This is a genomic window from Streptomyces sp. B1I3, assembly GCF_030816615.1.
Lineage (GTDB): Bacteria > Actinomycetota > Actinomycetes > Streptomycetales > Streptomycetaceae > Streptomyces.
Genome location: NZ_JAUSYD010000001.1, coordinates 5477254 through 5501984 on the forward strand (window position 1 = coordinate 5477254; position 24731 = coordinate 5501984).

The 24731-nt window shown below is 71.2% G+C and carries 22 protein-coding genes and 1 pseudogene; 10 read left to right on the top strand and 13 right to left on the bottom strand.

Annotated features, from left to right (window positions below):
- Positions 1-20: 20 nt before the first annotated feature.
- Positions 21-554, top strand: coding sequence for a hypothetical protein (locus QFZ58_RS24890; RefSeq protein ID WP_307127114.1), 534 nt, complete (start codon positions 21-23; stop codon positions 552-554).
- 21 nt (positions 555-575) lie between these two features.
- On the opposite strand, the gene QFZ58_RS24895 is transcribed toward QFZ58_RS24890, so the two are convergent.
- The 4 genes from QFZ58_RS24895 to QFZ58_RS24910 all read right to left on the bottom strand — a co-directional run bounded on the left by QFZ58_RS24895 (position 576) and on the right by QFZ58_RS24910 (position 3764).
- Positions 576-1025 carry a Fur family transcriptional regulator gene (locus QFZ58_RS24895; protein ID WP_307127115.1) on the bottom strand — a complete coding sequence of 150 codons (450 nt, stop codon included), beginning with the start codon at positions 1023-1025 and terminating at the stop codon, positions 576-578.
- Between the two features lie 65 nt (positions 1026-1090).
- Positions 1091-1984: a metal ABC transporter permease gene (locus tag QFZ58_RS24900; RefSeq protein WP_307127116.1), complete on the bottom strand. Its 894-nt coding sequence runs from the start codon at positions 1982-1984 to the stop codon at positions 1091-1093.
- A 2-nt stretch (positions 1985-1986) separates the two neighbouring features.
- Positions 1987-2763, bottom strand: coding sequence for a metal ABC transporter ATP-binding protein (locus QFZ58_RS24905; RefSeq protein ID WP_373428585.1), 777 nt, complete (start codon positions 2761-2763; stop codon positions 1987-1989).
- Between the two features lie 35 nt (positions 2764-2798).
- Positions 2799-3764, bottom strand: coding sequence for a metal ABC transporter substrate-binding protein (locus tag QFZ58_RS24910; protein ID WP_307127117.1), 966 nt, complete (start codon positions 3762-3764; stop codon positions 2799-2801).
- Positions 3765-4042: 278 nt separating this feature from the next.
- Between QFZ58_RS24910 and QFZ58_RS24915 the strand changes: the two genes are divergently transcribed.
- The 3 genes from QFZ58_RS24915 (at position 4043) to QFZ58_RS24925 (ending at position 6120) form a co-directional block, all read left to right on the top strand.
- A complete protein-coding gene (locus tag QFZ58_RS24915; RefSeq protein WP_307127118.1) occupies positions 4043-5425 on the top strand; it encodes a glycine--tRNA ligase in 1383 nt (460 codons plus the stop codon).
- Between the two features lie 90 nt (positions 5426-5515).
- Positions 5516-5719, top strand: coding sequence for a hypothetical protein (locus tag QFZ58_RS24920; RefSeq protein WP_307127119.1), 204 nt, complete (start codon positions 5516-5518; stop codon positions 5717-5719).
- A gap of 197 nt (positions 5720-5916) precedes the next feature.
- Positions 5917-6120, top strand: coding sequence for a DUF6243 family protein (locus tag QFZ58_RS24925; protein WP_307127120.1), 204 nt, complete (start codon positions 5917-5919; stop codon positions 6118-6120).
- Positions 6121-6183: 63 nt separating this feature from the next.
- Here the strand turns inward: QFZ58_RS24925 and QFZ58_RS24930 are convergent, their stop codons facing one another.
- On the bottom strand, positions 6184-7653 hold the full coding sequence (locus QFZ58_RS24930; protein ID WP_373428586.1) for an MFS transporter: 1470 nt from the start codon (positions 7651-7653) through the stop codon (positions 6184-6186).
- Between the two features lie 101 nt (positions 7654-7754).
- Here QFZ58_RS24930 and QFZ58_RS24935 point away from each other — a divergent pair, with 101 nt between their 5' ends.
- The 5 genes and pseudogenes from QFZ58_RS24935 to QFZ58_RS24955 all read left to right on the top strand — a co-directional run bounded on the left by QFZ58_RS24935 (position 7755) and on the right by QFZ58_RS24955 (position 15191).
- Entirely contained in the window at positions 7755-8615 is an 861-nt protein-coding gene (locus tag QFZ58_RS24935; RefSeq protein ID WP_307127122.1) for a helix-turn-helix transcriptional regulator, read from the top strand.
- A 34-nt stretch (positions 8616-8649) separates the two neighbouring features.
- Positions 8650-9799: pseudogene (dusB, locus tag QFZ58_RS24940) on the top strand (tRNA dihydrouridine synthase DusB).
- Between the two features lie 554 nt (positions 9800-10353).
- Positions 10354-13065, top strand: a complete 2712-nt coding sequence (gene ppdK, locus QFZ58_RS24945) for a pyruvate, phosphate dikinase (RefSeq protein WP_307127123.1) — start codon at positions 10354-10356, stop codon at positions 13063-13065.
- A gap of 482 nt (positions 13066-13547) precedes the next feature.
- A complete protein-coding gene (locus QFZ58_RS24950; protein ID WP_307127124.1) occupies positions 13548-14564 on the top strand; it encodes a helix-turn-helix transcriptional regulator in 1017 nt (338 codons plus the stop codon).
- 210 nt (positions 14565-14774) lie between these two features.
- Positions 14775-15191, top strand: coding sequence for a VOC family protein (locus QFZ58_RS24955; protein ID WP_307127125.1), 417 nt, complete (start codon positions 14775-14777; stop codon positions 15189-15191).
- A gap of 64 nt (positions 15192-15255) precedes the next feature.
- Here QFZ58_RS24955 and QFZ58_RS24960 read toward each other — a convergent pair whose 3' ends face one another.
- From QFZ58_RS24960 to QFZ58_RS24975, 4 genes are all read right to left on the bottom strand, one after another.
- Positions 15256-16422, bottom strand: coding sequence for an alkaline phosphatase PhoX (locus QFZ58_RS24960; RefSeq protein WP_307127126.1), 1167 nt, complete (start codon positions 16420-16422; stop codon positions 15256-15258).
- Positions 16423-16537: 115 nt separating this feature from the next.
- Positions 16538-16897, bottom strand: a complete 360-nt coding sequence (gene nirD, locus QFZ58_RS24965; protein ID WP_307127127.1) for a nitrite reductase small subunit NirD — start codon at positions 16895-16897, stop codon at positions 16538-16540.
- The gene (gene nirB, locus QFZ58_RS24970) at positions 16897-19482 is read right to left on the bottom strand and encodes a nitrite reductase large subunit NirB (RefSeq protein ID WP_307127128.1); all 2586 of its coding nucleotides are present in this window, start codon (positions 19480-19482) and stop codon (positions 16897-16899) included. Before nirB ends, nirD begins: the two co-directional genes overlap by 1 nt.
- Positions 19482-20720, bottom strand: coding sequence for an NAD(P)/FAD-dependent oxidoreductase (locus QFZ58_RS24975; protein WP_307127129.1), 1239 nt, complete (start codon positions 20718-20720; stop codon positions 19482-19484). Before QFZ58_RS24975 ends, nirB begins: the two co-directional genes overlap by 1 nt.
- Before the next feature lie 139 nt (positions 20721-20859).
- On the opposite strand from QFZ58_RS24975, the gene QFZ58_RS24980 reads away from it, so the two are divergent.
- On the top strand, positions 20860-21651 hold the full coding sequence (locus tag QFZ58_RS24980; protein WP_307127130.1) for a TSUP family transporter: 792 nt from the start codon (positions 20860-20862) through the stop codon (positions 21649-21651).
- Here the strand turns inward: QFZ58_RS24980 and QFZ58_RS24985 are convergent, their stop codons facing one another.
- The 4 genes from QFZ58_RS24985 to QFZ58_RS25000 form a co-directional block, all read right to left on the bottom strand.
- Entirely contained in the window at positions 21652-22302 is a 651-nt protein-coding gene (locus QFZ58_RS24985) for a class F sortase (RefSeq protein ID WP_307127131.1), read from the bottom strand.
- Positions 22303-22324: 22 nt separating this feature from the next.
- Positions 22325-23083 (bottom strand): hypothetical protein, encoded by a 759-nt coding sequence (locus QFZ58_RS24990; protein ID WP_307127132.1) that lies wholly within the window; start codon positions 23081-23083, stop codon positions 22325-22327.
- A 337-nt stretch (positions 23084-23420) separates the two neighbouring features.
- On the bottom strand, positions 23421-23882 hold the full coding sequence (locus QFZ58_RS24995; protein WP_307127133.1) for a DUF5990 family protein: 462 nt from the start codon (positions 23880-23882) through the stop codon (positions 23421-23423).
- A gap of 28 nt (positions 23883-23910) precedes the next feature.
- Positions 23911-24705: an aminotransferase class IV gene (locus QFZ58_RS25000; RefSeq protein ID WP_307127134.1), complete on the bottom strand. Its 795-nt coding sequence runs from the start codon at positions 24703-24705 to the stop codon at positions 23911-23913.
- Between the last annotated feature and the right edge of the window lie 26 nt (positions 24706-24731).

A 24731-nucleotide genomic window follows, 5' to 3' on the forward strand; every position in this document is an offset into this window, starting at 1 on the left:
CGTCAGCCAGGGGAGGGGCCGTGTCACAGGAACCGGACGTGCACGAACGGGAGGCGGTCGAGCTCAAATTCCGGCCGACCTCCCAGGACTGTACGGGCGCGCTGCGGGCGCGCGCCCGGGTCAGCGCGGAGAGCAGGCGCCATCGGCTTCTCGGCTGTCTCCTGCTGGCGGCGGAGGCGGCGCTTGCGGGTGCTGAGCTGGGGCTCGACGTCGACTTCCCGGTGATCCTGTACGCGCTGGGGTGCGTCGTAGGCCCGCTGATGTTCCTGACCCCGTGGCTCACGGGCCGCCAGATGTGGGGATACGTCAAGCGGCAGGGCGAGTTCCGGGTGCGGGTGGACGAGGACGGCCTGACCGTCGCCATGGACCACTCCAGCGGGACGGTCACCTGGGCCGCGCAGCCCCGTTACGTCGAGACCGGCGAGCTGTTCGTCCTGCTCAGTGACGACCGCAACGCCACCGGGATCACCGTGCTGGCCAAGCGCGGCGCCGCCGGCCCGGCCGATGTCGATCGCCTGCGCGCGATGTTCGACCGCCACCTGACACGGGTCTGAGCGCCCCGGAGGCCACCCGGACTACTTCCGGGTGGCCTCCGGAGCGCCGGACGCGCAGTCCGCGCACGTCCCGAAGATCTCCACCGTGTGGGCCACGTTCACGTAGCCGTGCTGCGAGGCGATGGTCTCGGCCCACTGCTCCACGGCCGGGCCCTCGACCTCGACCGCCTTGCCGCAGACCCGGCAGACCAGGTGGTGGTGGTGCTCACCCGTCGAGCAGCGCCGGTAGACCGCCTCGCCGTCCGTGGTGCGCAGCACGTCGACCTCGCCCGCGTCGGCGAGGGACTGGAGCGTGCGGTAGACGGTGGTCAGCCCGACCGAGTCCCCCCGGTGCTTGAGCACGTCGTGGAGGTCCTGGGCGCTGCGGAACTCGTCCACCTCGTCGAGCGCCGCCGCGACCGCCGCCCGCTGCCGCGTGGACCGGCCGCGCACCGGAGCCGCGTTCGTGCCACTGATGGGCGCCGTCGCCACAGCTGCCTCCTCGTGTCGCCCGTACGTGTGTCGGGCCATTGTGCCAGCCCGGCCCGGTGACACGGTCACACCCGCACGTCGTCCGCGGGCGGGCGCGCCGCCGGTACCTCCAGGGTGCACTGCCCCGGGTCCTCCTCGTGCGCACGGGCCCGCCTGCGGGCCAGCGGCGTGGCGAGCGCGGTCAGCGCGATGAACGTGGCGATGGCGAGCAGCACGATCGTCGCGCCGGGGGGCACGTCCCGGTAGTACGAGGTCACGGTGCCGGCCAGGGTCACGGCCGTGCCGATGACGACGGACAGGACGAACGTCACCTTGAAGGACTTCGCGATCTGCTGGGCGGCGGCGACCGGGACCACCATCAGCGCGCTGACCAGCAGCAGGCCGACGACCCGCATCGCCACGGTGACCGTGACCGCCGCCGTCACGGCGACGAGCAGGTTGAGCGCGCGCACCGGCAGCCCGGTGACCCGGGCGAACTCCTCGTCCTGGCTGACCGCGAACAGTTGCCGCCGCAGCCCCACGGTCACCAGCACCACGAGGGCGGCCAGCACGACGATCGCGGTGACGTCCTCCTCGGAGACCGTCGACAGGGAGCCGAAGAGGAACGAGGTGAGGTTGGCGTTGGAGCCGGTGTCGGAGAGGTTGATCAGCATCACACCGCCCGCCATGCCGCCGTAGAAGAGCATGGCCAGGGCGATGTCGCCGCGGGTGCGTCCGTACCAGCGGATCAGTTCCATGACGACGGAGCCCGCCACGGCGACGAGGGTGGCCATCCAGACGGGGTTGGTGGAGAGCAGGAAGCCGAGACCGACACCGGTCATGGCGATGTGCCCGATGCCGTCGCCCATGAGGGCCTGGCGGCGCTGGACCAGGTAGACGCCGATGGCGGGGGCGGTGATCCCGACCAGGACGGCCGCGATCAGGGCCCGCTGCATGAAGGGGGGTGTGAGGAATTCCATGATCAGGTCAGCAGTCCCGTCCGGAGCGGCTCGGAGTCCGCGTGGGGATGTACGTGGTCGTGGCCGGGCAGGGCGTGCTGACCCACGGCCTCGGGGGGTGGTCCGTCGTGCGTCACGCAGCCGTCGCGCAGCACGATCGCCCGGTCGATGAGAGGTTCCAGCGGACCGAGCTCGTGCAGGACGAGCAGCACCGTCGTACCGGCGGCGACCTGCTCGCGCAGGGTCGCCGCGAGGATCTCCTGGCTGGCCAGGTCGACGCCGGCCATCGGCTCGTCCATGATCAGGAGCTCGGGCTCGGCGGCGAGGGCCCGCGCGATCAGCACGCGCTGGTGCTGACCGCCGGAGAGGGCGTTCACGGAGTCCCCGGCCCGGTCGGTGAGGCCGACGAGATCGATGGCGCGGTCGACGGCCGCCCGGTCCGCCCTGCCCGGGATCCTGAGCTTCGTACGGGACAGCCGGCCGGAGGCGACGATCTCGCGGATCGTGGCGGGGACGCCGCCGGCGGCGGTGGTGCGCTGCGGGACGTACCCGACGCGGGCCCACTGGCGAAAACGCCGCAGCGGGGTGCCGAAGAGCTCGACGGTGCCGCCGGTGAGGGGCACCTGGCCGATGACGGAGCGGACGGCGGTGGACTTGCCGGATCCGTTGGCGCCGAGCAGCGCCGCGACCTCACCGGCGTGGACGGTGAGGTCGACGCCGCGCAGCACGGGGCGCGCGCCGAGCGCCGCCGTGGCTCCGCGCATGCTGATCACGGGTTCGGGCGTACAGGGCTCGGGCACGATCGCCTCCGGTGCGGGTACGGGTGATGCGTGGGTCACTTCGCGCCGAGGGCCTTCTGCAGCGCGGCCAGGTTGGACGTCATGACCTCGATGTAGTCATCGCCCTTGGACGTGTCCGTGATTCCCTCCAGGGGATCCAGGACGCCGGTCTTCAGGCCGAGGTCCTTCGCCAGCGTCTTGGCGGTCCTGTCGCTGGCGAGCGTCTCGAAGAACACGGTGGTGGCCTTGTTCTTCTCGGCGACCGCGTGGATCTCGCTGATCCGGGCGGGGCTGGGCTCGGTCTCGGGGTCGAGGCCGGCGATGCCCTCCTGGGTGAGACCGTAGCGCTCGGCGAGGTACCCGAAGGCGGAGTGCGTCGTGACGAAGGTCCGGGTCGCCGTGCTCTTCAGTCCGCTCTCGTACGCCGTGTCCAGCGCGTCGAGCCTGCCGACCAGGGTGTCGGTGTTCTTGCGGTAGTCCGCGGCGTGCTCGGGGTCGGCCTTCGCCAAGGACTTCCCGACGCCCTCGGCGACCTCGGCGTACTTGACCGGGTCCAGCCAGATGTGGGGGTCGAGCCCGGCCTCCTCGCCCTCGTGCTCCGCGCCCTCCTCGTGGCCGTGGTCGTGGCTGTCGACCTCGGTGCCGTGGTTCTCGAGCGTGGTGAGCTTCGCGGCGTCCACGGTGTTCTTCACCCCGGCCTGGCCCACGGCGTCGTCGACGGCGGGCTGGATGCCCTTGAGGAAGAGGATGTAGTCGGCGTCGCCCAGTCCGCCGATCTGCCTCGGCGTGAGCTCCAGGTCGTGCGGTTCCACACCGGGCTTCGTCAGCGTGGTGACGGAGACGTGCGATCCGCCGATCTCCTCGGCGAGGAACTGCATCGGATAGAAGGACGCCACCACATCCAGCTTGTCGCCGCTCGCGGGGCCGCCCGTGTCGGAGGAGGAACAGGCGGAGAGCGCGGTGAGGCCGAGGGCGACTGCTCCGGCGACGGCGGCGGTGGGTATGAGGCGACGTACGTTCATGACAGTCATTTTCAACAAAAGTGGAAACGATTGTCAACAAGGCGTATGAGATGCCTGGGTCACAGACCCGGGAGCGCGATAGCGCCCCACCGATTTGATCCAGGGGGTGCGCCCGCCGGTAATCTGAGGCCTTCGCGCGCCCGTCCCCCGACCGCAACCCCCCACCGAGGCGCTCCGCACCACCCTTGCCGATATCGCCGTCTCCTGATCACCACCCCCCACCGAGGCGCTCCGCGCCGTCCCCTGTCCCATTTCGCCGTCGTAATGAAGAGAGCACCGTGGCCGCCGACAAGATCGACACCATCGTCAGCCTGAGCAAGCGCCGTGGCTTCGTCTATCCCTGCAGTGAGATCTACGGTGGCCAGAAGGCCGCCTGGGACTACGGGCCGCTGGGCGTCGAGCTGAAGGAGAACCTCAAGCGCCAGTGGTGGCGCTACATGGTCACCTCGCGCGAGGACGTGGTCGGTCTCGACTCGTCGGTCATCCTTGCCCCCGAGGTCTGGGTCGCCTCCGGCCACGTGGCCACGTTCTCCGACCCGCTCACCGAGTGCACCTCCTGTCACAAGCGCTACCGCGCCGACCACCTGGAGGAGGCGTACGAGGAGAAGCACGGCAAGCCGCCCGTGAACGGGCTGGCCGACCTCAACTGCCCCAACTGCGGCAACAAGGGCACGTTCACCGAGCCCAAGCAGTTCTCGGGGCTCCTCTCCACCCACCTCGGCCCGACCCAGGACTCCGGCTCCGTCGCCTACCTGCGCCCCGAGACCGCCCAGGGCATCTTCACCAACTTCGGCCAGGTGCAGCAGACCTCGCGCAAGAAGCCGCCGTTCGGCATCGCGCAGATGGGCAAGTCCTTCCGGAACGAGATCACTCCGGGCAACTTCATCTTCCGCACGCGCGAGTTCGAGCAGATGGAGATGGAGTTCTTCGTCAAGCCGGGCGAGGACGAGCAGTGGCAGGAGTACTGGATGGAGCAGCGCTGGAACTGGTACACCGGCCTGGGCCTCCGCGAGGAGAACATGCGGTGGTTCGAGCACCCGCAGGAGAAGCTCTCCCACTACTCCAAGCGCACCGCTGACATCGAGTACCGCTTCCGCTTCGGCGGCAGCGAGTGGGGCGAGCTGGAGGGCGTCGCCAACCGCACGGACTACGACCTCAACGCGCACTCCAAGGCGTCCGGCACGGACCTCTCCTACTTCGACCAGGAGAAGGGCGAGCGCTACACGCCGTACGTCATCGAGCCCGCCGCCGGTGTCGGCCGCTCGCTGCTGGCCTTCCTCCTGGATGCCTACAACGAGGACGAGGCGCCCAACGCCAAGGGCGTCATGGAGAAGCGCGCCGTGATGCGCCTCGACCCGCGTCTCGCGCCGGTCAAGGTCGCCGTCCTGCCGCTGTCCCGCAACCCGCAGCTGTCGCCGAAGGCCAAGGGCCTCGCCGCCGACCTGCGGCAGAACTGGAACATCGAGTTCGACGACGCGGGCGCCATCGGCCGCCGCTACCGCCGTCAGGACGAGATCGGCACGCCGTTCTGCGTCACCGTCGACTTCGACACCCTGGACGACAACGCCGTGACCGTGCGCGAGCGCGACTCCATGAAGCAGGAGCGGGTCTCCCTGGACCAGATCCAGGCCTACCTCGGCTCCCGTCTGCTGGGTTGCTGACCGCACCCGACCGCGAACGAGGCCCCCGTTTCCCCACCGGGAAGCGGGGGCCTCGGGCACACTGGGCGCACCCGTCCACAGGAGGCCAGGATGCCGTCCATGACCACGAGCACGGTCAGGAGATGGGACCAGCACGGACGTGAACACGTCGTGCACGTACGGAAGTCGGGTCCGCGCCGGCAACTGTCCTGCGAAACCTGCGGATGGCGCAGAGGAGCGCAGTTCCTACCCTGGCTGAAGGCCGAGGAGCACCTGACCGAGGCCCACCAGGCCACGGTCGACCCGACCGCCTGAGCCGGGGAGCGGGGCCGGGCCGTGAAAAAGCGGATGAGGGGCCCCGTCCGGCCGGGGTACCTTTTCGGTATGTATTCGTTCTTCCAGATCTACGAGTGAGCCGGCGGTGGGCCCGATCGCCCGTCGCCCATCGATTCGACCCCTGAGCTCTCCGATCACCTCGGATCTCATTTCTCACCACGAATGGGAGAACCCCCGTGGCCAAGAGCCGCAACAACCTCCTCGGTGTGGGCGGACAGCGCAAGAAGCTGTCCCGCGCCGAACAGCAGGGCGCGGGCTCCGCGCGCAACGACGACCGCAAGGTGGCCGAGGACAAGAAGCAGGAGCTGGTGCGCAAGATGCGTGAGCGCGCCGCCGCCGCCGAGGCCGCACCGGAGCAGGACGCGCCGGCCGGGAGCTGACCTCCTCGCACCCGTACGACCGTGGGCCCGGATCAGTGTTCCGATCCGGGCCCACGCCGTCGCTCAGCCGACCACGCGCGGCAGCCGGAGGCTGAGCAGGGTCGTCAGCACGACGGCTGCCAGCTGCACCAGCAGCGTCACGATCAGTGCGTCCCGCATCCCCTGTGCCGACGCCAGGGAGAGGAACAGGGTCCCGAGCGTCGCGACGCCCAGCGCCAGGGCCGCCTGCTGCGTCGTCGTCATGACCCCGCCGCCCACCCCGGCGCGCTCGGCCGGTACGTCGGACAGCACGATGCGGAACAGGACGGGCAGTTGCAGCCCCTGCCCCAGGCCGGCGATCGCCACGCCCGGCAGCAGTCCCAGCAGGCCGAGGTCCGGCCAGCCGAGCCACACGGTCAGCGCCAGCACCGTGACGCCCACGCCCTGGATCAGCCCGCCTGCCGTCACGACCCGGCTGCCGAAGCGCCGTACGAGCCGCGGACCGGCCAGGGAGGCCGCGAAGAAGGCGGCGGCCATCGGCGCCAGCGACAGCCCCGCCGCGGCCGGGCCCATCTCCAGGCCCTGCTGGAGGGCGACCGCGATCACGAACATGAAGCCACCGAAGCCGATCGAGAAGGGCACCACCAGCGCCAGACCGCGCCGCAGCGAAACGAGCCGCAACAGGCTCGGCGGTACCAGCGGGGTCCGCCCCCGCGCGTCGGCCCGCCGCTCCACCCGGTAGAAGGCGACCGCCACGAAGGGGAAGGCGCCCAGCGACACCCACGTCCACAGCGGCCAGCCCGCCGCGCGTCCCTCCGTCAGCGGGGCGAGCAGCGTCACGAGGGAGGCGGCCAGCAGCAGCGTGCCCGGTACGTCGACGGGAGCCGGCCGCTCCGAGCGGGTCTCCGGCACGGAACGGACGGCGAGGACGAGCCCGAGAACCGCGACAGGAACGTTCACCAGGAACACCGACCGCCAGCCCGCGCTCTCGCCGAACACGGAGGACAGCGGGGCCGCGGAGACCAGGACGCCGCCCAGGATCTGGCCGGCGACCATGGAGAGACCTGCCGTCGCCCCGTACAGGCTCATGGCCCGGGCGCGGCGTTGTCCCGCCGTGGCCGACTGGATGGTGGCGAGCACCTGCGGCAGCATCAGTGCCGCGGCGGCGCCCTGCGCCACCCGCGCCCCCACGAGGGTCCAGGCGTCCGGGGCGAGCCCGCAGGCGAGCGAGGTGAGGCCGAAGGTCGCCATGCCGACGAGGAAGAGTCTGCGCCGCCCGGCCATGTCACCGAGTCGCCCGCCGAGGACGAGCAGGACGGCGTAGGAGAGGCCGTACCCCGCGACGACCAGTTCGAGCAGGGCGGGGCCCGCGGCCAGGTCGTGGTCGATGGTGGGCAGGGCGACGTTCACGATGAAGAAGTCGATGAGCGGCAGCGCAGCGCCGAGCAGCACGGTGAACAGCCCGAGTCCGCCGAGCACGGGTGCCGGATGGTCGAACCGCGGTCCCCGGGTGCGGGCGGTGGGTTCGTTCGTCAGTACGGATGATTCACTCACGTCAACGACGATGGACCGTAGCTCAGCCTGGTACCAGAGTCTCCTCATCCTGGTACCGGCAGCACCTGGCAACGGGCCGGGATCTCCGGCACGCTGGGAGCATGACGACGGTGACGCGGGTTCCCGAGACCGACATCAGGCGGCACGAGCTCGCCGGTTTCCTGCGCAGCCGCCGTGAGCGGATCACCCCGGAGCAGGTCGGCCTGCCGCGGGGGCGCCGGAGGCGGACCCCCGGGCTGCGCCGCGAGGAGGTCGCGCAGCTCTCGGCCGTCGGCGTCACCTGGTACACGTGGCTGGAGCAGGCGCGCGACATCCACGTCTCGCCGCAGGTCCTGGACTCGCTGGCCCGTGCCCTGCTGCTGGACCGGAGCGAGCGCACCCACCTCTTCGCCCTTGCCGGGGCCGCCGTCCCCGCGCCGGGATCCGACTGCACCGGCGTCACCCCGGCCCTCCGGAGGCTGCTCACCCAGCTGGAGCCCTTCCCCGCGTGTGTCCAGAACAGCCGGTACGACATCCTCGCCTACAACCGCACCTACGGCCGGCTGCTGTGCGACCTGGACGCCGTGGCCCCGCAGGACCGCAACTGCATGCTTCTCGCGTACACCGACGAGGACTGGCAGGCCGCCGCCGTCGATCTGCCGGACGTACGCCGGGTGATGGCCGCCAAACTCCGCGGCGCGATGGCGGAACACCTGGCCGAGCCCGCCTGGAAGTCGCTCCTGGCACGTCTGCAGGCGGCATCGCCGGAGTTCGGCGAGATCTGGGCCCGGCACGAGGTCGTGGGCGCCTCCAACCGGACCAAGCTCTTCCGTAACGCCGAGGTGGGGCTGCTCCGCCTCGAGCACACCGACCTGTGGCTGGGTCCGTCGGCGGGTCCGCGCCTGGTGTCGTACGCCCCCGCCGACGAGGAGTCCCGCAGAGGGCTCGAGCTCCTGCTGGAGTCGGCCCTCGCCCGCGCCTGAACGGGTCCCGGCCGGTGTACGCGACAATGGGGGAATGACCACGCTCGCCCCCGCCCTCCCGCTGCTCGAGATCGGCCCGCACACCGTGCGGCCGCCGGTCGTGCTCGCCCCCATGGCCGGCATCACCAACGCCCCGTTCCGCACCCTGTGCCGCGAGTTCTCGGGCGGCAAGGGACTGTTCGTCAGCGAGATGATCACCACGCGGGCACTGGTCGAGCGCAACGAGAAGACCATGCAGCTCATCCACTTCGACGCGAGCGAGACCCCGCGCTCCATCCAGCTGTACGGAGTGGACCCGGTCACCGTCGGCAAGGCGGTCCGCATGATCGTCGAGGAGGACCTCGCCGACCACATCGACCTGAACTTCGGCTGCCCGGTCCCCAAGGTGACCCGCAAGGGCGGCGGCTCCGCGCTCCCGTACAAGCGGCCCCTGCTGCGCGCGATCCTCCGCGAGGCCGTGGCCCAGGCGGGCGACCTCCCGGTCACCATCAAGATGCGCAAGGGCATCGACGACGACCACACGACCTACCTCGACGCCGGCCGCATCGCCGTCGAGGAGGGCATCACGGCCGTCGCGCTGCACGGCAGGACCACCGCCCAGCACTACGGCGGCACCGCGGACTGGAGAGGCCATCGCCCGCCTCAAGGAGCACGTCCCCGAGATCCCGGTGCTCGGGAACGGCGACATCTGGTGCGCGGACGACGCCCTGCGCATGATGCGGGAGACGGGCTGCGACGGAGTGGTCGTCGGCCGTGGCTGCCTGGGGCGGCCCTGGCTCTTCGCCGACCTGGTCAGCGCGTTCGAGGGGACGGGGGTCAGGCAGGCCCCCACCCTGCGGGAGGTCGCGGACGTCATGGTGCGGCACGCGACGCTGCTGGGGGAGTGGATCGGTGACGAGAGCCGGGGCGTGATCGACTTCCGCAAGCACGTGGCCTGGTACCTCAAGGGCTTCGCGGTCGGTTCCGAGATGCGCAGGAAGCTCGCGGTCACCTCCTCGCTGGAGGAACTGGACGGGCAGCTGCGGGAGCTGGACCTCGGCCAGCCGTGGCCCGAGGGCGCGGACGGCCCGCGTGGGCGCACCTCCGGGAACAACCGTGTGGCCCTGCCGGACGGCTGGCTCAAGGATCCCTACGACTGCGCGGGTGTGGGCGCCGATGCCGAGCTGGACACCTCCGGCGGCTGAGGTGTGACGGGCACCCGGTGCCGTTATTTCCGCCGCTCATACGAGCGGGCCTTTGTGTGCGTCTCCCCGCATGATGCGGACCCATCCGGGGTGGAACAGTCGCACACAGGGCCCGCCGGTCACGCTCCGCACGGCCCCGGTGACCCTCAGGTGACCACCGCGTGCGCCCCCGGCGTCCGGATCGTGACATCTGAGCGCCCGTCGCGGCGTGATTCTCGCCACCCCTGAGGGCGGGGAAGCTCAGATGAGCGCTTTTGTGGTTGCTGTACTTCTCAAATGATGGCACTCGGTGCCAGGCGCTTCCATTTTGATCGATCGACGCAATCGGAGCTCTCCGTATGCACATGCGGCCGATAGTGTGCACACTCGGTAATGATCCGTTCGAGAAGTGAACGATCATGTCCGGTGCGTCTGATCCCCTCGTCACTTTCGATCTGCTGGCGGACGGGTGGTTGAGACCTCATGACGCGCAAGTGGGCGTACCCAGACACCTTTGATCTGGGTATGTTCCTCGCCGTCAGGGCAGCCACCGCGTCCTCGAGGAGTCGAGACCCGTGTCGGAAAACAAAGATCCCCAGAAGTTCGTCTACGACTTCACCGAGGGCAACAAGGATCTGAAAGATCTTCTGGGTGGCAAGGGCGCCAACCTCGCAGAGATGACCAACCTCGGTCTGCCGGTCCCGCCCGGCTTCACCATCACCACCGAGGCGTGCAAGGTCTACCTCGACAGCGGTGACGAACCGTCCGCCCTGCGCGACGAGGTGAGTACGCACCTCTCGGCGCTCGAGAAGCGGATGGGCAAGAACCTCGGCCAGGCGGACGACCCGCTGCTGGTCTCGGTCCGCTCCGGCGCCAAGTTCTCGATGCCCGGCATGATGGACACGGTCCTCAACATCGGCCTCTCCGACGAGTCGGTCGTCGGGCTCGCGACCCAGGCCGGCGACGAGCGCTTCGCCTGGGACTCCTACCGCCGCCTCATCCAGATGTTCGGCAAGACCGTCCTCGGGGTCGACGGCGACCTCTTCGAGGAGGCGCTGGAGGCGGCGAAGGAGGCCAAGGGCGTCACCGTCGACGTGGATCTCGACGCGGCCGACCTGAAGAAGCTCGTCAAGCAGTTCAAGAAGATCGTCAGCCGGGACGCCGGGCGGGACTTCCCGCAGGACCCGCGCGAGCAGATGGACCTGGCCATAAAGGCGGTCTTCGACTCGTGGAACACCGACCGGGCCAAGCTCTACCGCCGCCAGGAGCGCATCCCCGGCGACCTCGGCACGGCCGTCAACGTGTGCTCGATGGTCTTCGGCAACCTCGGGCCCGACTCGGGAACCGGCGTCGCCTTCACCCGTGACCCGGCCAGCGGCCACCAGGGCGTCTACGGCGACTACCTGCAGAACGCGCAGGGCGAGGACGTCGTCGCGGGCATCCGCAACACCGTGGCGCTCGCCGAGCTGGAGTCGATCGACAAGGCGTCGTACGACCAGCTGATGAAGATCATGGAGACGCTGGAGACCCACTACAAGGATCTCTGCGACATCGAGTTCACCATCGAGCGCGGTCACCTCTGGATGCTGCAGACCCGGGTCGGCAAGCGCACCGCGGGTGCCGCCTTCCGGATCGCCACCCAGCTCGTCGACCAGGGCCTCATCGACGAGGCCGAGGCGCTCCAGCGGGTCAACGGGGCACAGCTCGCGCAGCTGATGTTCCCGCGCTTCGACGACAAGGCCACCACCGTCCTGCTGGGACGCGGCATCGCCGCGTCGCCGGGCGCGGCCGTCGGCAAGGCCGTCTTCGACTCGTACACCGCAGTCAAGTGGTCGCGGTCCGGCGAGAAGGTCATCCTCATCCGCCGGGAGACCAACCCCGACGACCTGGACGGCATGATCGCCGCCGAGGGCATCCTCACCTCACGCGGCGGCAAGACCTCGCACGCCGCCGTCGTCGCCCGAGGCATGGGCAAGACCTGCGTCTGCGGCGCCGAGGAGATCGAGGTCGACACCAAGCGCCGCCGGCTGACCGTGGGCACCACCGTCGTGGAGGAGGGCGACCTGGTCTCCGTCGACGGCTCCACCGGCAAGGTGTACCTCGGTGAGGTCCCCGTCGTACCGTCCCCGGTCGTCGAGTACTTCGAGGGCCGCATGCACGCCGGCGCCGACGACGCCGACGAACTGGTCGCCGCCGTGCACCGGATCATGGCGTACGCGGACCGGGTGCGCCGGCTGCGGGTGCGGGCCAACGCGGACAACGCCGAGGACGCCCTGCGGGCCCGCCGCTTCGGCGCCCAGGGCATCGGCCTGTGCCGCACCGAGCACATGTTCCTCGGCGAGCGCCGCGAGATGGTCGAGAAGCTGATCCTGGCGGACACCGACGACGAGCGCGAGGCGGCGCTCGAAGCGCTGCTGCCGCTCCAGAAGGCCGACTTCATCGAGCTGTTCGAGTCGATGGACGGGCTCCCCGTCACCGTACGGCTGCTTGACCCGCCGCTGCACGAGTTCCTGCCCGACATCACGGAGCTCTCCGTACGGGTCGCGCTCGCCGAGTCCCGCAAGGACGCCAACGAGAACGACCTGCGCCTCCTGCAGGCCGTGCACAAGCTGCACGAGCAGAACCCGATGCTCGGCCTGCGCGGAGTGCGCCTCGGCCTGGTCATCCCGGGTCTGTTCGCGATGCAGGTCCGGGCGATCGCGGAGGCGGCGGCCGAGCGCAAGAACGCCAAGGGCGACCCGCGCGCCGAGATCATGATCCCGCTCGTCGGCACGGTCCAGGAGCTGGAGATCGTCCGTGAGGAGGCCGACGGCGTCATCGCGGAGGTCGAGGCGGCCACCGGTACGGAGCTGAAGCTGAGCATCGGCACGATGATCGAGCTGCCCCGTGCCGCGCTGACCGCCGGGCAGATCGCCGAGGCGGCGGAGTTCTTCTCCTTCGGCACGAACGACCTCACCCAGACGGTCTGGGGCTTCTCCCGCGACGACGTGGAGGCCTCGTTCTTCACCGCGTACCTGGAGAAGGGCATCTTCGGGGTGTCACCGTTCGAGACGATCGACAAGGACGGCGTCGGCGCGCTCGTGCGCAGCGCCGTGGAGGCGGGCCGGGCCACCCGCCCGGACCTCAAGCTCGGCGTCTGCGGCGAGCACGGCGGGGACCCGGAATCGGTGCACTTCTTCCACGAGGTGGGCCTGGACTACGTCTCCTGCTCGCCGTTCCGCATTCCGGTCGCGCGGCTCGAAGCCGGCCGGGCGGCCGCCGAATCGAAGGGCAGCGACAGCCGCTGAGAACGCGGCCGGACGCGGCCACACGACTCCGGGGCCGTCGGCGGATCACGCCCACCCTCACCGATCCGACGGCGGAGCCGGACCACCCGGAAGCGGCGGCACCCTGTGCGGGGGTGCCGCCGCTTCGTCAATTGAATTGCGAACCGTTCAATGTTGCTTCTTTTCGTCGTTCGGTGCGCAAATACGGAGCCGAACGGACCGGGGTGCGGTCCATGGATCCCCACCCATGAACCGCACCCGGCTTACCCCCGCCGGGTGCGGAGCCGCACCGGTCACCACCGCCGCCGAACAGGCAAGGCCCCCCACGGCCCTCACCCGCTCTTTCGGTGGTGCCGGATTCGCACCCGACGTCGTACAGCTTTTCGGCTGGCGCGGATGTGGGCGAGACGTTTCAACTGTGGCCGAAACCCCGTGGTGACCTCTTGTGATCGTGTGCATACCCTTTGATGGGGGCGATTGCTGTTGCAACAGGTGGGGGTTCGGTGCTGCGTATCCATGTGTCCGGGGTGGACCTATCCAGAGTGCGGATGGCCACGAGGCCGGACGCAATGTGGGAAACCATTCTCAGTTTTCACCGGCTGAGGGACCGGCGGGGTTCCACGGTGTTCGGGAAATGGCGGGCGGAATCCCGCACCCGGTTGAATGGTGAAGCACGTCTGCTGTCCGCGCTGGTGCCCCTCCGCGGATATTTTCCCGACTTCCTGACGCCTTCTCAGCAAGGCGCCGAGCCATTGGGTCTCGACGCCGGAATGGAGGCGCTGCGCGACACCCCCGCGGACCGCCTCCACGGCGAGGTGTCACTGCTGGCCGGTAACCGGCCCTCGATGCACCGGTCGCCGGACGGCGGACGCTCGGCCGCCGCCCTGCTGGACGCGCTCGCAGAGGGCCGTACGGAGCCGCTGGGCCGCCTCATTACCACCCTGCGCGGCTACCACCGCGCCGCTGTCGAACCGTACTGGCCGCACATCCAGGCGAGCGTCGAAGCGGATCGGGCCCTGCGGGGCCGGGCCCTGCTGGACGGCGGGGCGGACGAACTGCTGGCCAGCCTCCCGTCCATGATCCGCTGGCGCGCACCCGTGCTGGAGGCGGACTACCCGGTCGACCGCGATCTGCACCTGGACGGCCGGGGGCTGCTCCTGCAGCCCTCGTTCTTCTGCCGCGGCACCCCGGTCGTCTACCGCGACCCCAGCCTGACGCCCGTCCTCGTCTACCCGGTCACCCACCCCGGTGCCCCGGCGTTCGCGGCACCGGGCCCCTGGCTCGGACGCCTGGTGGGCCACACCCGCTCCGCCGTCCTGAAGGCCATCGGCAACGGCTGCACCACGAGCGAACTGGCCCGCAGGGCCGGGGTCTCGCTGGCCTCCGCCAGTCAGCACGCCTGTGTGCTGCGCGAGGCCGGCCTCGTGCTGACCCTCCGCCACGGCAGCTCGGTCCTGCACACGCTCACCCCGCTGGGGGCGTCACTGCTCAGGGGCGGCGCACCGCTCGCGTCCGCCTGACCGGGGGACCGGGCCGGGGCACCCGAGGAGCGTGCCGGTGCGGGCAGGAGCGGGCCGGCCCGGCGGGAGGCCGAAGGCAGGACGCAGGCCGGAAATCGTGTGTCCCGCCCGCGATGAGTTCCGCCGGGCCCAGCCGTCTACCTTTCGGACGCCCTCGGACACGGCGCCACGAAACGCGTGAAAGCGCGCCCGGACGGAAGAGTGGGAACCATGCCTCAGATGATCTTCGTGAACCTGCCGGTCAAGGACCTGGAGACGGCGAAGAACTTCTTCGGGAAGCTCGGCTTCGGCTTCAATCCGCAGTTCAGTGACGAGACGACGGCCTGTCTGGTCATCAGCGACACGATCTTCGCCATGCTCATCAGCGAATCGCGTTTCAAGGACTTCACCAAGAAGGAGATCGCCGACGCCGGGACCGCGACCGAGGTGATCCTCGCCCTGAGCGCGGACAGCCGCGCCGGGGTCGACGAGATGGCCGACGCCGCGCTCGCCGCGGGCGGGTTCCCCGCCAACGACCCCATGGACGAGGGCTTCATGTACGGACGGTCCTTCCAGGACCCGGACCACCACATCTGGGAGGTCGTCTGGATGGACCCGGCGGCCGTCGAGGGCGGCGGACAGGCCTGACGGCCGGGCCGGGTGGGCAGCGGCGCACCGCCGCTGCCCCGGCGCCCGCCCGCCGTGGGGACGGTCAGCGGCGGAACGGCCCGGTGACCTCGTAGGTGATGCCGCCGGACGAACTTCCGCTCGTCCCGCGCTGGGAGGAGAAGTAGAGCCGCTGCCCGTCCGGCGAGAAGGCGGGCCCGGTGATCTCCGAACCGGACTGGCCGCTGATCCGCAGGAACGGTGCGACGGTGTCGTCGGGCGTGATCAGGCAGATCTCCATGTTCCCGCCGTCCTCGGCCACGTACAGGTCGCCCGAGGCGGACCTGGTGACGTTGTCGACACCGGTGAGCGGAGCGCCGCCGCCGGTGACCAGCGAGTCGTCGTACACGAGCGAGAGGGAGGACGCGTTCGCGTCGTACGCCCACACCCGGTTGTCGCCCTTGGTGGTGAACCAGCATGTGCCCGCCGCGTAGAAGCATCCCTCGCCGCCGTTGAACACCTTGGCGCCGGAGACCTGGTAGCGGGTCTGGGTGGGCGAGCCGTCCGGGTCGGGAACCGTCGTCCAGGTGACAGGGCCCGAGGTGCCGGTGCCCGCCACCAGCACCTGGAGCGTGCCGGAGGAGAGATTGCCCCACGTGGTGGGGCGGAAGCGGTAGAAGCGGCCGTCCGTCTCGTCCTCGGTCAGGTAGACGTAACCGTGGTCGGGGTCCGCGGCCGCCGCCTCGTGCTTGAACCGGCCGAGTGCCGGGCGCTGCACGGCGGCGTTCACACCCCAGGGATCGGTCTCGTACACGAAGCCGCGGGTGACCTCCTCGCAGGACAGCCAGGTGTTCCACGGGGTCCGCCCGCCCGCGCAGTTGTTGTTCGTGCCGGACAGGATCCGGTAGGCCGACGTGGCGGTACCGGAGGCGTCGAAGCGCACCGCGCTCGCCCCGCCACCGCTGCCGGAGGACACTTCGGCGTTGGAGACGTAGATCCAGCCGCTGCCGTCGCCGAACGTCGCGCCGCCGTCAGGTGCGCTGTGCCAGGTGTACGAGGTGCCGGGCACGGTCTGTCCCGAGCGGGCGACGATTCTGCTGGAGAAGCCGCTCGGCAGCAGGATGCCGTTGCTGTTGGCCGCCTGCAGCGCACCGTAGGGCCCGGTGGCCGGCTGGGCGGGGCCGGCGAAGGCGGCACCCCGCCACAGGGTGCCGCCGAAGGCCGTCGCCGAGGTCCCGATCACCGCTGTGCGCAAGAAGGTCCGACGTTCCACGATCACTCCACGGGTGTCGCGTGGCCCGCCGGTCCGGTCGGCCCGGCGGGTCGAACGACAGGACAGTAGAGGCGCGTAGTTGACGGAGCGTCAATGGCCGGTGAACGGAGCGGGATCAGTCCGCGCGGACCGCGAAGACCGGGACGGTGACCTCGTCGTCGTCCAGGCAGGCGCCCGTCTCCAGGTCGAAACGCTGCTTCAGCAGCGGCGAGGCGACGAACGGCCTGCCGTCCGCGGAGCCGACCAGGCCGCGTGAGAGGACGTAGGCGCCCGTGAACGGGTCGCGGTTGTCGATGGCGTAGGCCCGCCCCGCCCGGTCCACGAAGAGCGCGACCTGCCGGCCGTCCGGGAGGAGGGCCGCCACACCCCGGCCCGGGGTGAGGAGGGCACGGTCGCAGACCGTGAGCCAGTCCGCCCCGTCCGCCAGCTGGATCGTCCGGGTCTCCCGCGCCGTTTCCATCGTCTGTGTCGTCATCAGGAAGAGGTCCCTTCAAGAGTACGGATGGCAAGCACCGGCCCGGCGAGGAGGTCCAGGTCGGGCTTGACCTGGTCGCGCTCCGGGACGAACTTGACCGAGGGGTCGGGGGCGTCGGGGGCGTTGACGAAGGTGACGAAGCGGCGCAGCCGCTCCGGGTCGTTGATGGTCTCGGCCCACTCGTCGCGGTAGCCGGCGACGTGGTCCCTCATCAGCCGCTCCAGCTCGTCGCAGATCCCCAGCGAGTCGTGGACGACGACGTCCCGGACGTGGTCCAGGCCGCCCTCGATCCTGTCCAGCCAGGTCGAGGTGCGCTCCAGCCGGTCCGCCGTGCGGATGTAGAACATGAGGAACCGGTCGATGAGCCGGACGAGTTCGGCGTCGGAGAGGTCCTGGGCGAGCAGGTCGGCGTGGCGCGGTGTCGCGCCGCCGTTGCCGCCGACGTAGAGATTCCATCCCTGCGCCGTGGCGATGATCCCGAAGTCCTTGCCGCGCGCCTCCGCGCACTCGCGGGCGCAGCCCGAGACCGCCGACTTCAGCTTGTGCGGGGAGCGCAGGCCCCGGTAGCGCAGCTCCAGGTCGATGGCCATCTTGACCGAGTCCTGCACGCCGTAGCGGCACCAGGTCTGTCCCACGCAGGACTTGACCGTGCGCAGCGACTTGCCGTACGCGTGCCCCGACTCGAAGCCCGCGTCCACGAGCCGCGTCCAGATCAGCGGCAGCTGGTCGACGCGGGCGCCGAAGAGGTCGATCCGCTGGCCGCCGGTGATCTTCGTGTAGAGGCCGAAGTCCCGGGCCACCTCACCGATGACGATCAGCTTCTCCGGGGTGATCTCACCGCCCGGGATGCGCGGCACGATCGAGTAGGAGCCGTTGCGCTGGAGGTTGGCCAGGAAGTGGTCGTTGGTGTCCTGCAAGGCCGCCTGCTCGCCGTCCAGGACATAGCCGCTCGCGCCGACCGTCGGCGCCAGCGAGGCGATGATCGAGCCGACCGTCGGCTTGCAGACCTCGCAGCCGTCCCCGCCGCGGGCCGCCTCGCGGCCGTGCGAGTCCAGGAGGTCGGCGTACGTCGTGACACCGAGGGTGCGCACGATCTCGTACAGCTCGCTGCGGGTGTACTCGAAGCAGCCGCACAGCCCCTGGTCCTCGGGCTGCGGCAGGAGCTGCCCGATGACCTTGACGCAACTGCCGCAGCCCGTGCCCGCCTTCGTGCACTTCTTCACCTCGGGCAGCGTGGTGTGCTCGCAGATCGCGCCCTTGGTGACGTTGTGGCAGGAGCAGATGACGGCCTCGTCGGGCAGCGAGGACGGGCCGAGGGTGACCGGGCCGCCCGCGCCGGCCGGCAGCACCAGCTGCTCCGGCGCGACCGGCAGGACCGTCCCGGTCATCGGCCGCAGCGTGCCGTACTGGTCGGCGTCGCCCACCAGGACCCCGCCGAGGAGCGTGCCGTCCTGGCCGATCACCAGCTTCTTGTAGACACCCGAGCGGGAGTCGGAGTACACCACGTCGAGACAACCCTCGGTCGCGCCGTGCGCGTCACCGAAGGAGGCCACGTCGACACCGAGCAGCTTCAGCTTCGTGGAGAGGTCGGCGCCGGTGAAGGAGGCCGCACTGCCCGCGATCACCTCGGCGACCGCCAGCGCCATCTCGTAACCCGGCGCCACCAGCCCGTACACCCGGCCGTCCGAGGCCAGCGCGCACTCACCGATCGCGAAGACGTCGCTGTCGGAGGTGCGGCACTCCTCGTCGACGATGATGCCGCCTCGCGGGCCGACCGCCAGGCCGCAGTCGCGGGCCAGCTGGTCCCGGGGGCGTACTCCCGCGGAGAAGACGACGAGGTCGGTCTCGAGCGAGGAGCCGTCCGACAGCGACATGCCGTTCACCCGGCCGTCCTCGCCCGCGGTGACCTCCTGGGTGCCGACGCCCGTGTGGACGGAGAGCCCCATGTTCTCGATGGTGCGCAGCAGCGCCGCGCCGCCTCCCTCGTCGACCTGGACCGGCATCAGCCGGGGGGCGAACTCCACGACGTGCGTGTCGAGTCCGAGGCCCTTCAGCGCGCCCGCGGCCTCCAGGCCGAGCAGCCCGCCACCGACGACCGCGCCGGTCGTCGCGCTCTTCGCGTACTCCTCGATCGCGAGGAGGTCCTCGATGGTGCGGTAGACGAAGCAGCCCTCGGCGTCCTTGCCGGGGACGGGCGGAACGAAGGGGTACGAGCCGGTGGCCAGCACCAGCGTGTCGTAGGAGAAGCTCTGCCCGGAGCGCGCGGTGACGGTGCGCGCCTCACGGTCGATGCTCTCCGCCGGGTCGCCGACGTGCAGCTCGATGCCGTGGCGGGCCATGAAGTCCGGCTCGACGAGCGAGAGGTCCTCCGGCGTCTTCCCGGAGAAGTACGAGGTCAGCTGGACGCGGTCGTAGGCGGGGCGGGGCTCCTCGCAGAGCACCACGACCCGGGCCGTGCCCTGCGCGGCGGTCAGTCCGCGGTCGGCGAGCGCCTCCAGGAACCGCTGGCCGACCATGCCGTGCCCGACGACCACGATCGTCGGCACGCCTGCGGTGGGGGCGGTCGGGGGAGTGGACACCGGCATCAGAAGCCTCCGTCGTTGGTGAGCAGGTGGAGCAGGGACATGTCGGCGGGGAGGGGGTCGTCGTCCTGCCAGGTCCGGGCGAGGGTGCCGACCGCGGCGAGGTCGCCGAACAGCACCCCGCCCGCCAGCCGGTCTCCCCGGACGACGACCGTGCGGTACGCGCCCCGGGTGGCATCAGCCAGCCGGATCACGTCGTCGCCGGGCAACGGGCGGGAGTCGCCGAAGGCGGCCAGGTCGAGAGCGCCGGGAGTGCCGGCGGTCACAGGAGCGGCGGCGGGGGAGCGCAGCGTCAGGCGGGTCAGGGCCCGGGTGCCCCCGTACCGTGCGGGGCGTCCGGCCAGCACCTCGGCCAGCACGTCCGCCTGTTCGAGCGCCGCGCCCGCGAGCCCGTACACGGTGCCCCGGTGCTCGGCGCAGTCACCGACCGCGTGGATGTACGGGTCCGAGGTGCGCAGCTCGTCGTCGACGACGACGCCCTTGCGGACGTCGAGACCGGCGGCCTGCGCCAGCCCGGTCCTGGGGCGGACCCCGCAGGCCAGCACCGTGATCTCGGCCTCCAGCTCGTAGCCGTCGGCCAGCTCCACGGCCCGCACCGCGGGTGTGTCCCCGTCGGTGCAGCGCAGCCCGCGCACCCGGCACTCCGTGTGCACCTCGACCCCCAGGGCCTCCAGGTGGCTCCGCAGCATCCCGGCCGCCTCGGCGTCCAGCTGGCGCTCCATGAGGTGCTCGCCCTGCTGGGCCAGCACCACCTGGGCACCGCACTCCGCCAGTGCCCGCGCCGCCGAGACCCCCAGGAGCCCGCCGCCGATGACGACGGCGCGCACGCCGGGGCGTACGGCCGCGCGCAGCGCCAGGCAGTCGTCGAGGGTCCGGAAGGGGTGCACCCCGTCCGGCAGCGTGTGGCCGAGACCCCGCAGCGGTGGCAGCACCGGGTTGGAGCCGGTGGCCAGGACGAGGTGCCCGTATCCGATGACGCTGCCGTCGTCGCAGTGCACCAGCCGGTCGGCCCGGTCGATGCGGACGGCCCGCACCCCGCGCCGCACCTCGGCGGGCGGGAGCGCGATGACGTCCGGCTCGTACCGGCCGGCGAGTACCTCGGCCAGGAGCACCCTGTTGTACGGTGCGTGCTCCTCCTCGCCGATGACGGTGACACCGGGGACCCGGCCGGCGAGCCGTGCGCCCGCCATCCCGGCGCCGATCACCACCACGCGCCCCGCGTTCCCGCTCTGTGTACTCATGGAAAAGAGACTGCGGGGCCGGTGTTACCCGACCGCATCCCTCCTGTTTCCCTGGAGGAACCTTGCGCTCAGCGCGCGCACCTGCCTCCTGTGAGGGCCGGGCGGACCGGCGGGACCGGAGCCGGTTAGGGTCGCGGTCATGCCCGAGACGACGCTGACCACCCTTGTCCTCCTGTGCCTGGCCGCAGCCGCGGCCGGCTGGATCGACGCGGTGGTGGGCGGTGGCGGGCTCCTCCTGCTGCCCGCGCTGCTCCTGGGCCTGCCCCACGTGCCGGCCGCCCAGGTCCTCGGCACCAACAAGGCGGTCGCCATCGTCGGCACCACGGGCGCCGCCGTCACCTACGTGCGCAGGGCGCCGGTCCAGGTGGGCACCGCCGTGCGGATCGGGCTGACGGCGCTGGCCGGATCGATGACCGGTGCCTTCTTCGCCGCCGGGATCAGCAGCGACGTGCTGCGCCCGGTGATCATGGTGGTGCTCCTCGGCGTGGCGGCCTTCGTGATGCTGCGGCCGTCGTTCGGCACGGCGGCGGCCGGTGACGGGGAGGGCCGGAAGGTGACCCGGGCCCGTACGGTCACCGCCGTCGTGCTGGTCGGCGGCGGCATCGGCTTCTACGACGGGCTGTTCGGCCCTGGTACCGGCACCTTCCTGGTGCTGGCGCTGACCGCGGTGCTCCACCTCGACCTGGTCACCGCGTCCGCCAACGCCAAGATCGTGAACGTGTGCACCAACGCCGGTGCGCTGGCGATGTTCGCCTACCAGGGCACCGTGCTGTGGCAGCTCGCCGCGCTCATGGCCGTGTTCAACCTGGCGGGCGGCATGGCGGGGGCGCACATGGCCCTCAGGAAGGGCAGCGACTTCGTCCGCGGGGTGCTGCTGGTCGTGGTGTTCTCGCTCGTCGCCAAGCTCGGCTTCGACCAGTGGACCGGCTGATCACCGCACTTCGGTGAGGTGGGCGTACACCACCACGTTGCCCAGGTATCCGGTCTTCCGGCTGTAACCCCCACCGCAGGTGATGAGCCGCAGCGAGGCGTGCGACGAGGGACCGTAGACCCGCTGGTCGGGGAAGTCGTCGTTCCGGTACACCTCGACCGCGTCGACGGCGAAGACGGCGGTCCGGCCGTCCGCGCGGTCGATCTCGACGGGGTTGCCCTTCCTCAGGGAACCGAGGGAGTAGAAGACGGACGGCCCCTCGGCTCCGTCGACATGACCGGCGACGATCGCGGTGCCCTTCGCGCCCGGTGGAGTGCCCTCGGCGAACCAGCCCGCGACGTTGCGGTCGCGGGCGGGCGGTACGTCGAGGCTGCCGTCCGCGCCCAGTCCCAGCCGCATCATGGGCGCGTCCACACCGATGCCCGGGATGCGGATGCGGACCGGCTCGGCGGGCAGGAGGGGTCGGGCCCGGTGTGCCCCCGGCCGTGGCCCGGGGGCGGCGGCGAACGCCTCGGCCGTGGCCGGCTGCGGCGGGACGATCCGGTGGGTCACACCGTTCTGGATCAGCCAGAGGCCACAGATCACGGCGATGCCCACCAGCCAGGCCCTGGCCCGCAGGGCCGTCGGGTCCGTCGTGGTCGTCTCGTTCACGGTGCCGTCCCGACCGCTCCGCTCAGCCGGCCTGGGTCCCGTGCGCACGGCGGCGGATCCCGTGCGCACGACGGCGTACGAGCAGGACCCCGGCGAGCGTTGCCGCTCCCAGGACCCCGGCGCCCGCGGCGATGCGGGTGGTGTCGGGGCCGACGCTCCCGCCGACACCCGTCCTGACGTGCCCGGAGGGCCGGTCCGGCCACGCACCGGACGGAGTCGCGGGCTCGGGCCGGACCTCCGGTCCGGAATCCGGCACGGTGCCGGTCCCGGCCCCGGGTGTCGTCCCCGGCTCCGGCCGGGTCCACGGCTCCGCCGAGGTGCCCGGTTCCGGCTCGGTCTCCGCCTCCGGCCCGGTGCCCGGCTTCGGCCGGGCGGAGGAACCCGTGGGAGAGACCGCTGGGGAGCTACCTGCGGAGGCCGCCGTCACCTCGAGATCACCGGTCGCCTCCTTGCCGTCGTCGCAGAAGACACCGACGGCGTACGAACCCGGCTCGGCCTCCTGCGGGACGGTGAACCTGCCGGTAGCCGCCTCCCCGGAGGTGCCGGGCCCCAGCTCGAACTCCCCGGCCTCCAGCTCCGCCGCGTCACCGAAGCCCGCCCCGGCGGCACCGCAGGCGGTGGTGGTCACGGTGACCGCGGCACCCGGCGCGGCTGTCGCCGGGGCGAACCCGAGCCGGCCGGGGTCGTCCGCGTGGGCGGACGGGGCGGCGGCGAGGCCGAGCACGGCGGCGGTGAGGGCCGCGGCGGCGGTACCGGTCACGAGACGGGCAGGGCTGCGCATGGGAATCCTCCGGGCAGACGGATGTGTCCTGCCTCCGAGACAACGGGTGGTCTCCGGCCGCCGCCTGCTGACACTGAATCAGCTTTCACCCGTTCGGCCGCCGGTACGGCCCCGGAACGCGCGCTCCCGCGCAGGTCGCGGCGGTGACTCGGCCGGTTCGGGCCGCCCGGTGCCGATCGGGTGACGGCGTCTCACCGCACTGTGACGTGTATCACATGCATGTCGTTGCGGTTCCCGGGCACACGTTTGTCACTCCCCCACGGGAACGGCGAGTCCCTCGCCGCCCCCACGGCTACCGCCCTCACCGCCCTCCCCCCCGGGCGCAGTGAGGGCGGTGTCATGTCCCGTCCGTGGCGGACCACGTGATGTCCGGCGGGCGCACGCGGGCGCACCGCGGCAGCCCCTTGCCGTCGGTCAGACGCAACCGCGCGGTGAGGTGGCCGGTCAGCGCGGCGGCCTGGAGGACGGCCGGGTCGATGTCGCCGATCATCAGCTTGGCGCGCCGGAACATGGTGAACGTTCCGGCCTCGTCCACGGTGCCCCAGGACAGGTAGACGAAGTGCCCGCCCAGCCGGTGCTGGATGTAGGGGCCGGCGACCTCGATGCCGTCCGGGCCGGGCGTCGTCGTGCAGTCCAGGGTCCAGGAGGCGCGGGGAGCGTCCCCCGGATGCGGGTCGAGCAGCTCGCCCGGACGGTCCTTGCGCTGTACGCCCACGTGGATGTTGCCGAAGCCGGCGAAGTCGGTCCCGGGCCCGCAGGCGCGCCCGGGGAGGTCTGAACCTTCGATGTGGATCTGCATGCGCCCATGCTCCTGCACGCGAGGAGGTTCAGACGGCCTCCGCGGGAGTCTCCTCGTACACCCGCCCGAGGAACCGCATCAGCTCCTCGTCCACCTCGAAGACCGCGTCGTCGATCCGGTGGACGGGTGCGATCCCCTGGGAGTTGGTGACGAACGCGGCCCGGTACGCGCCCAGGCCGTCCAGTGTCACCGGCCGCCGGGCCGACGGCTGGTCCGTCCCGGCGAGGCCGCGTTCGAGGAGCGCCATGGTGATGCCGGTCAGCGCCGGGGCGTCGGGCCAGACCACCGAAGCGCCCATGAGGAAGCCGACGTTGGTGATCGCACCCTCGGTCACCACCCCGCCGGGCAGGGTCAGCAGCGCCTCGTCGAAGCCCGACCTCGCCGCCGACCGGCCGTAATAGGTCTGGCCGAACTCGCCGGGACGTTTGATGTGCGGCACGGCGCGGGCGTACGGCACGGACATCAGGCCCTTGGGCGCGGTGGACATCCGCGCGGGCTCCCGCACGGTCACCATGAGCGTCGTGGCCGTGGCGCCCGGCGGCATGAAGCCGTGCACGCGGACCGACGCGTCCCGCGTCCCGGCGCCGTCGAGAGCGTGCGCGATCGACGCGCGCACCCGGTCCGCGTCCATCGGCAGGCCGAACAACTCCCGGTTCGCGGAGTCCAGCCGGTCCAGGTGCAGTCCGAGGCCGCGCACCGCACGGTCCCTGACCTGCATGGCCGTGAAGTGGCCGTAGCCGGCGAACGCCGGGATGCGCAGATCCCCGGCGGTCGCCGGGCGGCCGTCGAATTCCACGTACGGCTCCGGTGCGGCAGGTGTCATGTGCTCCACGCTAAGGGCTCCCGTCC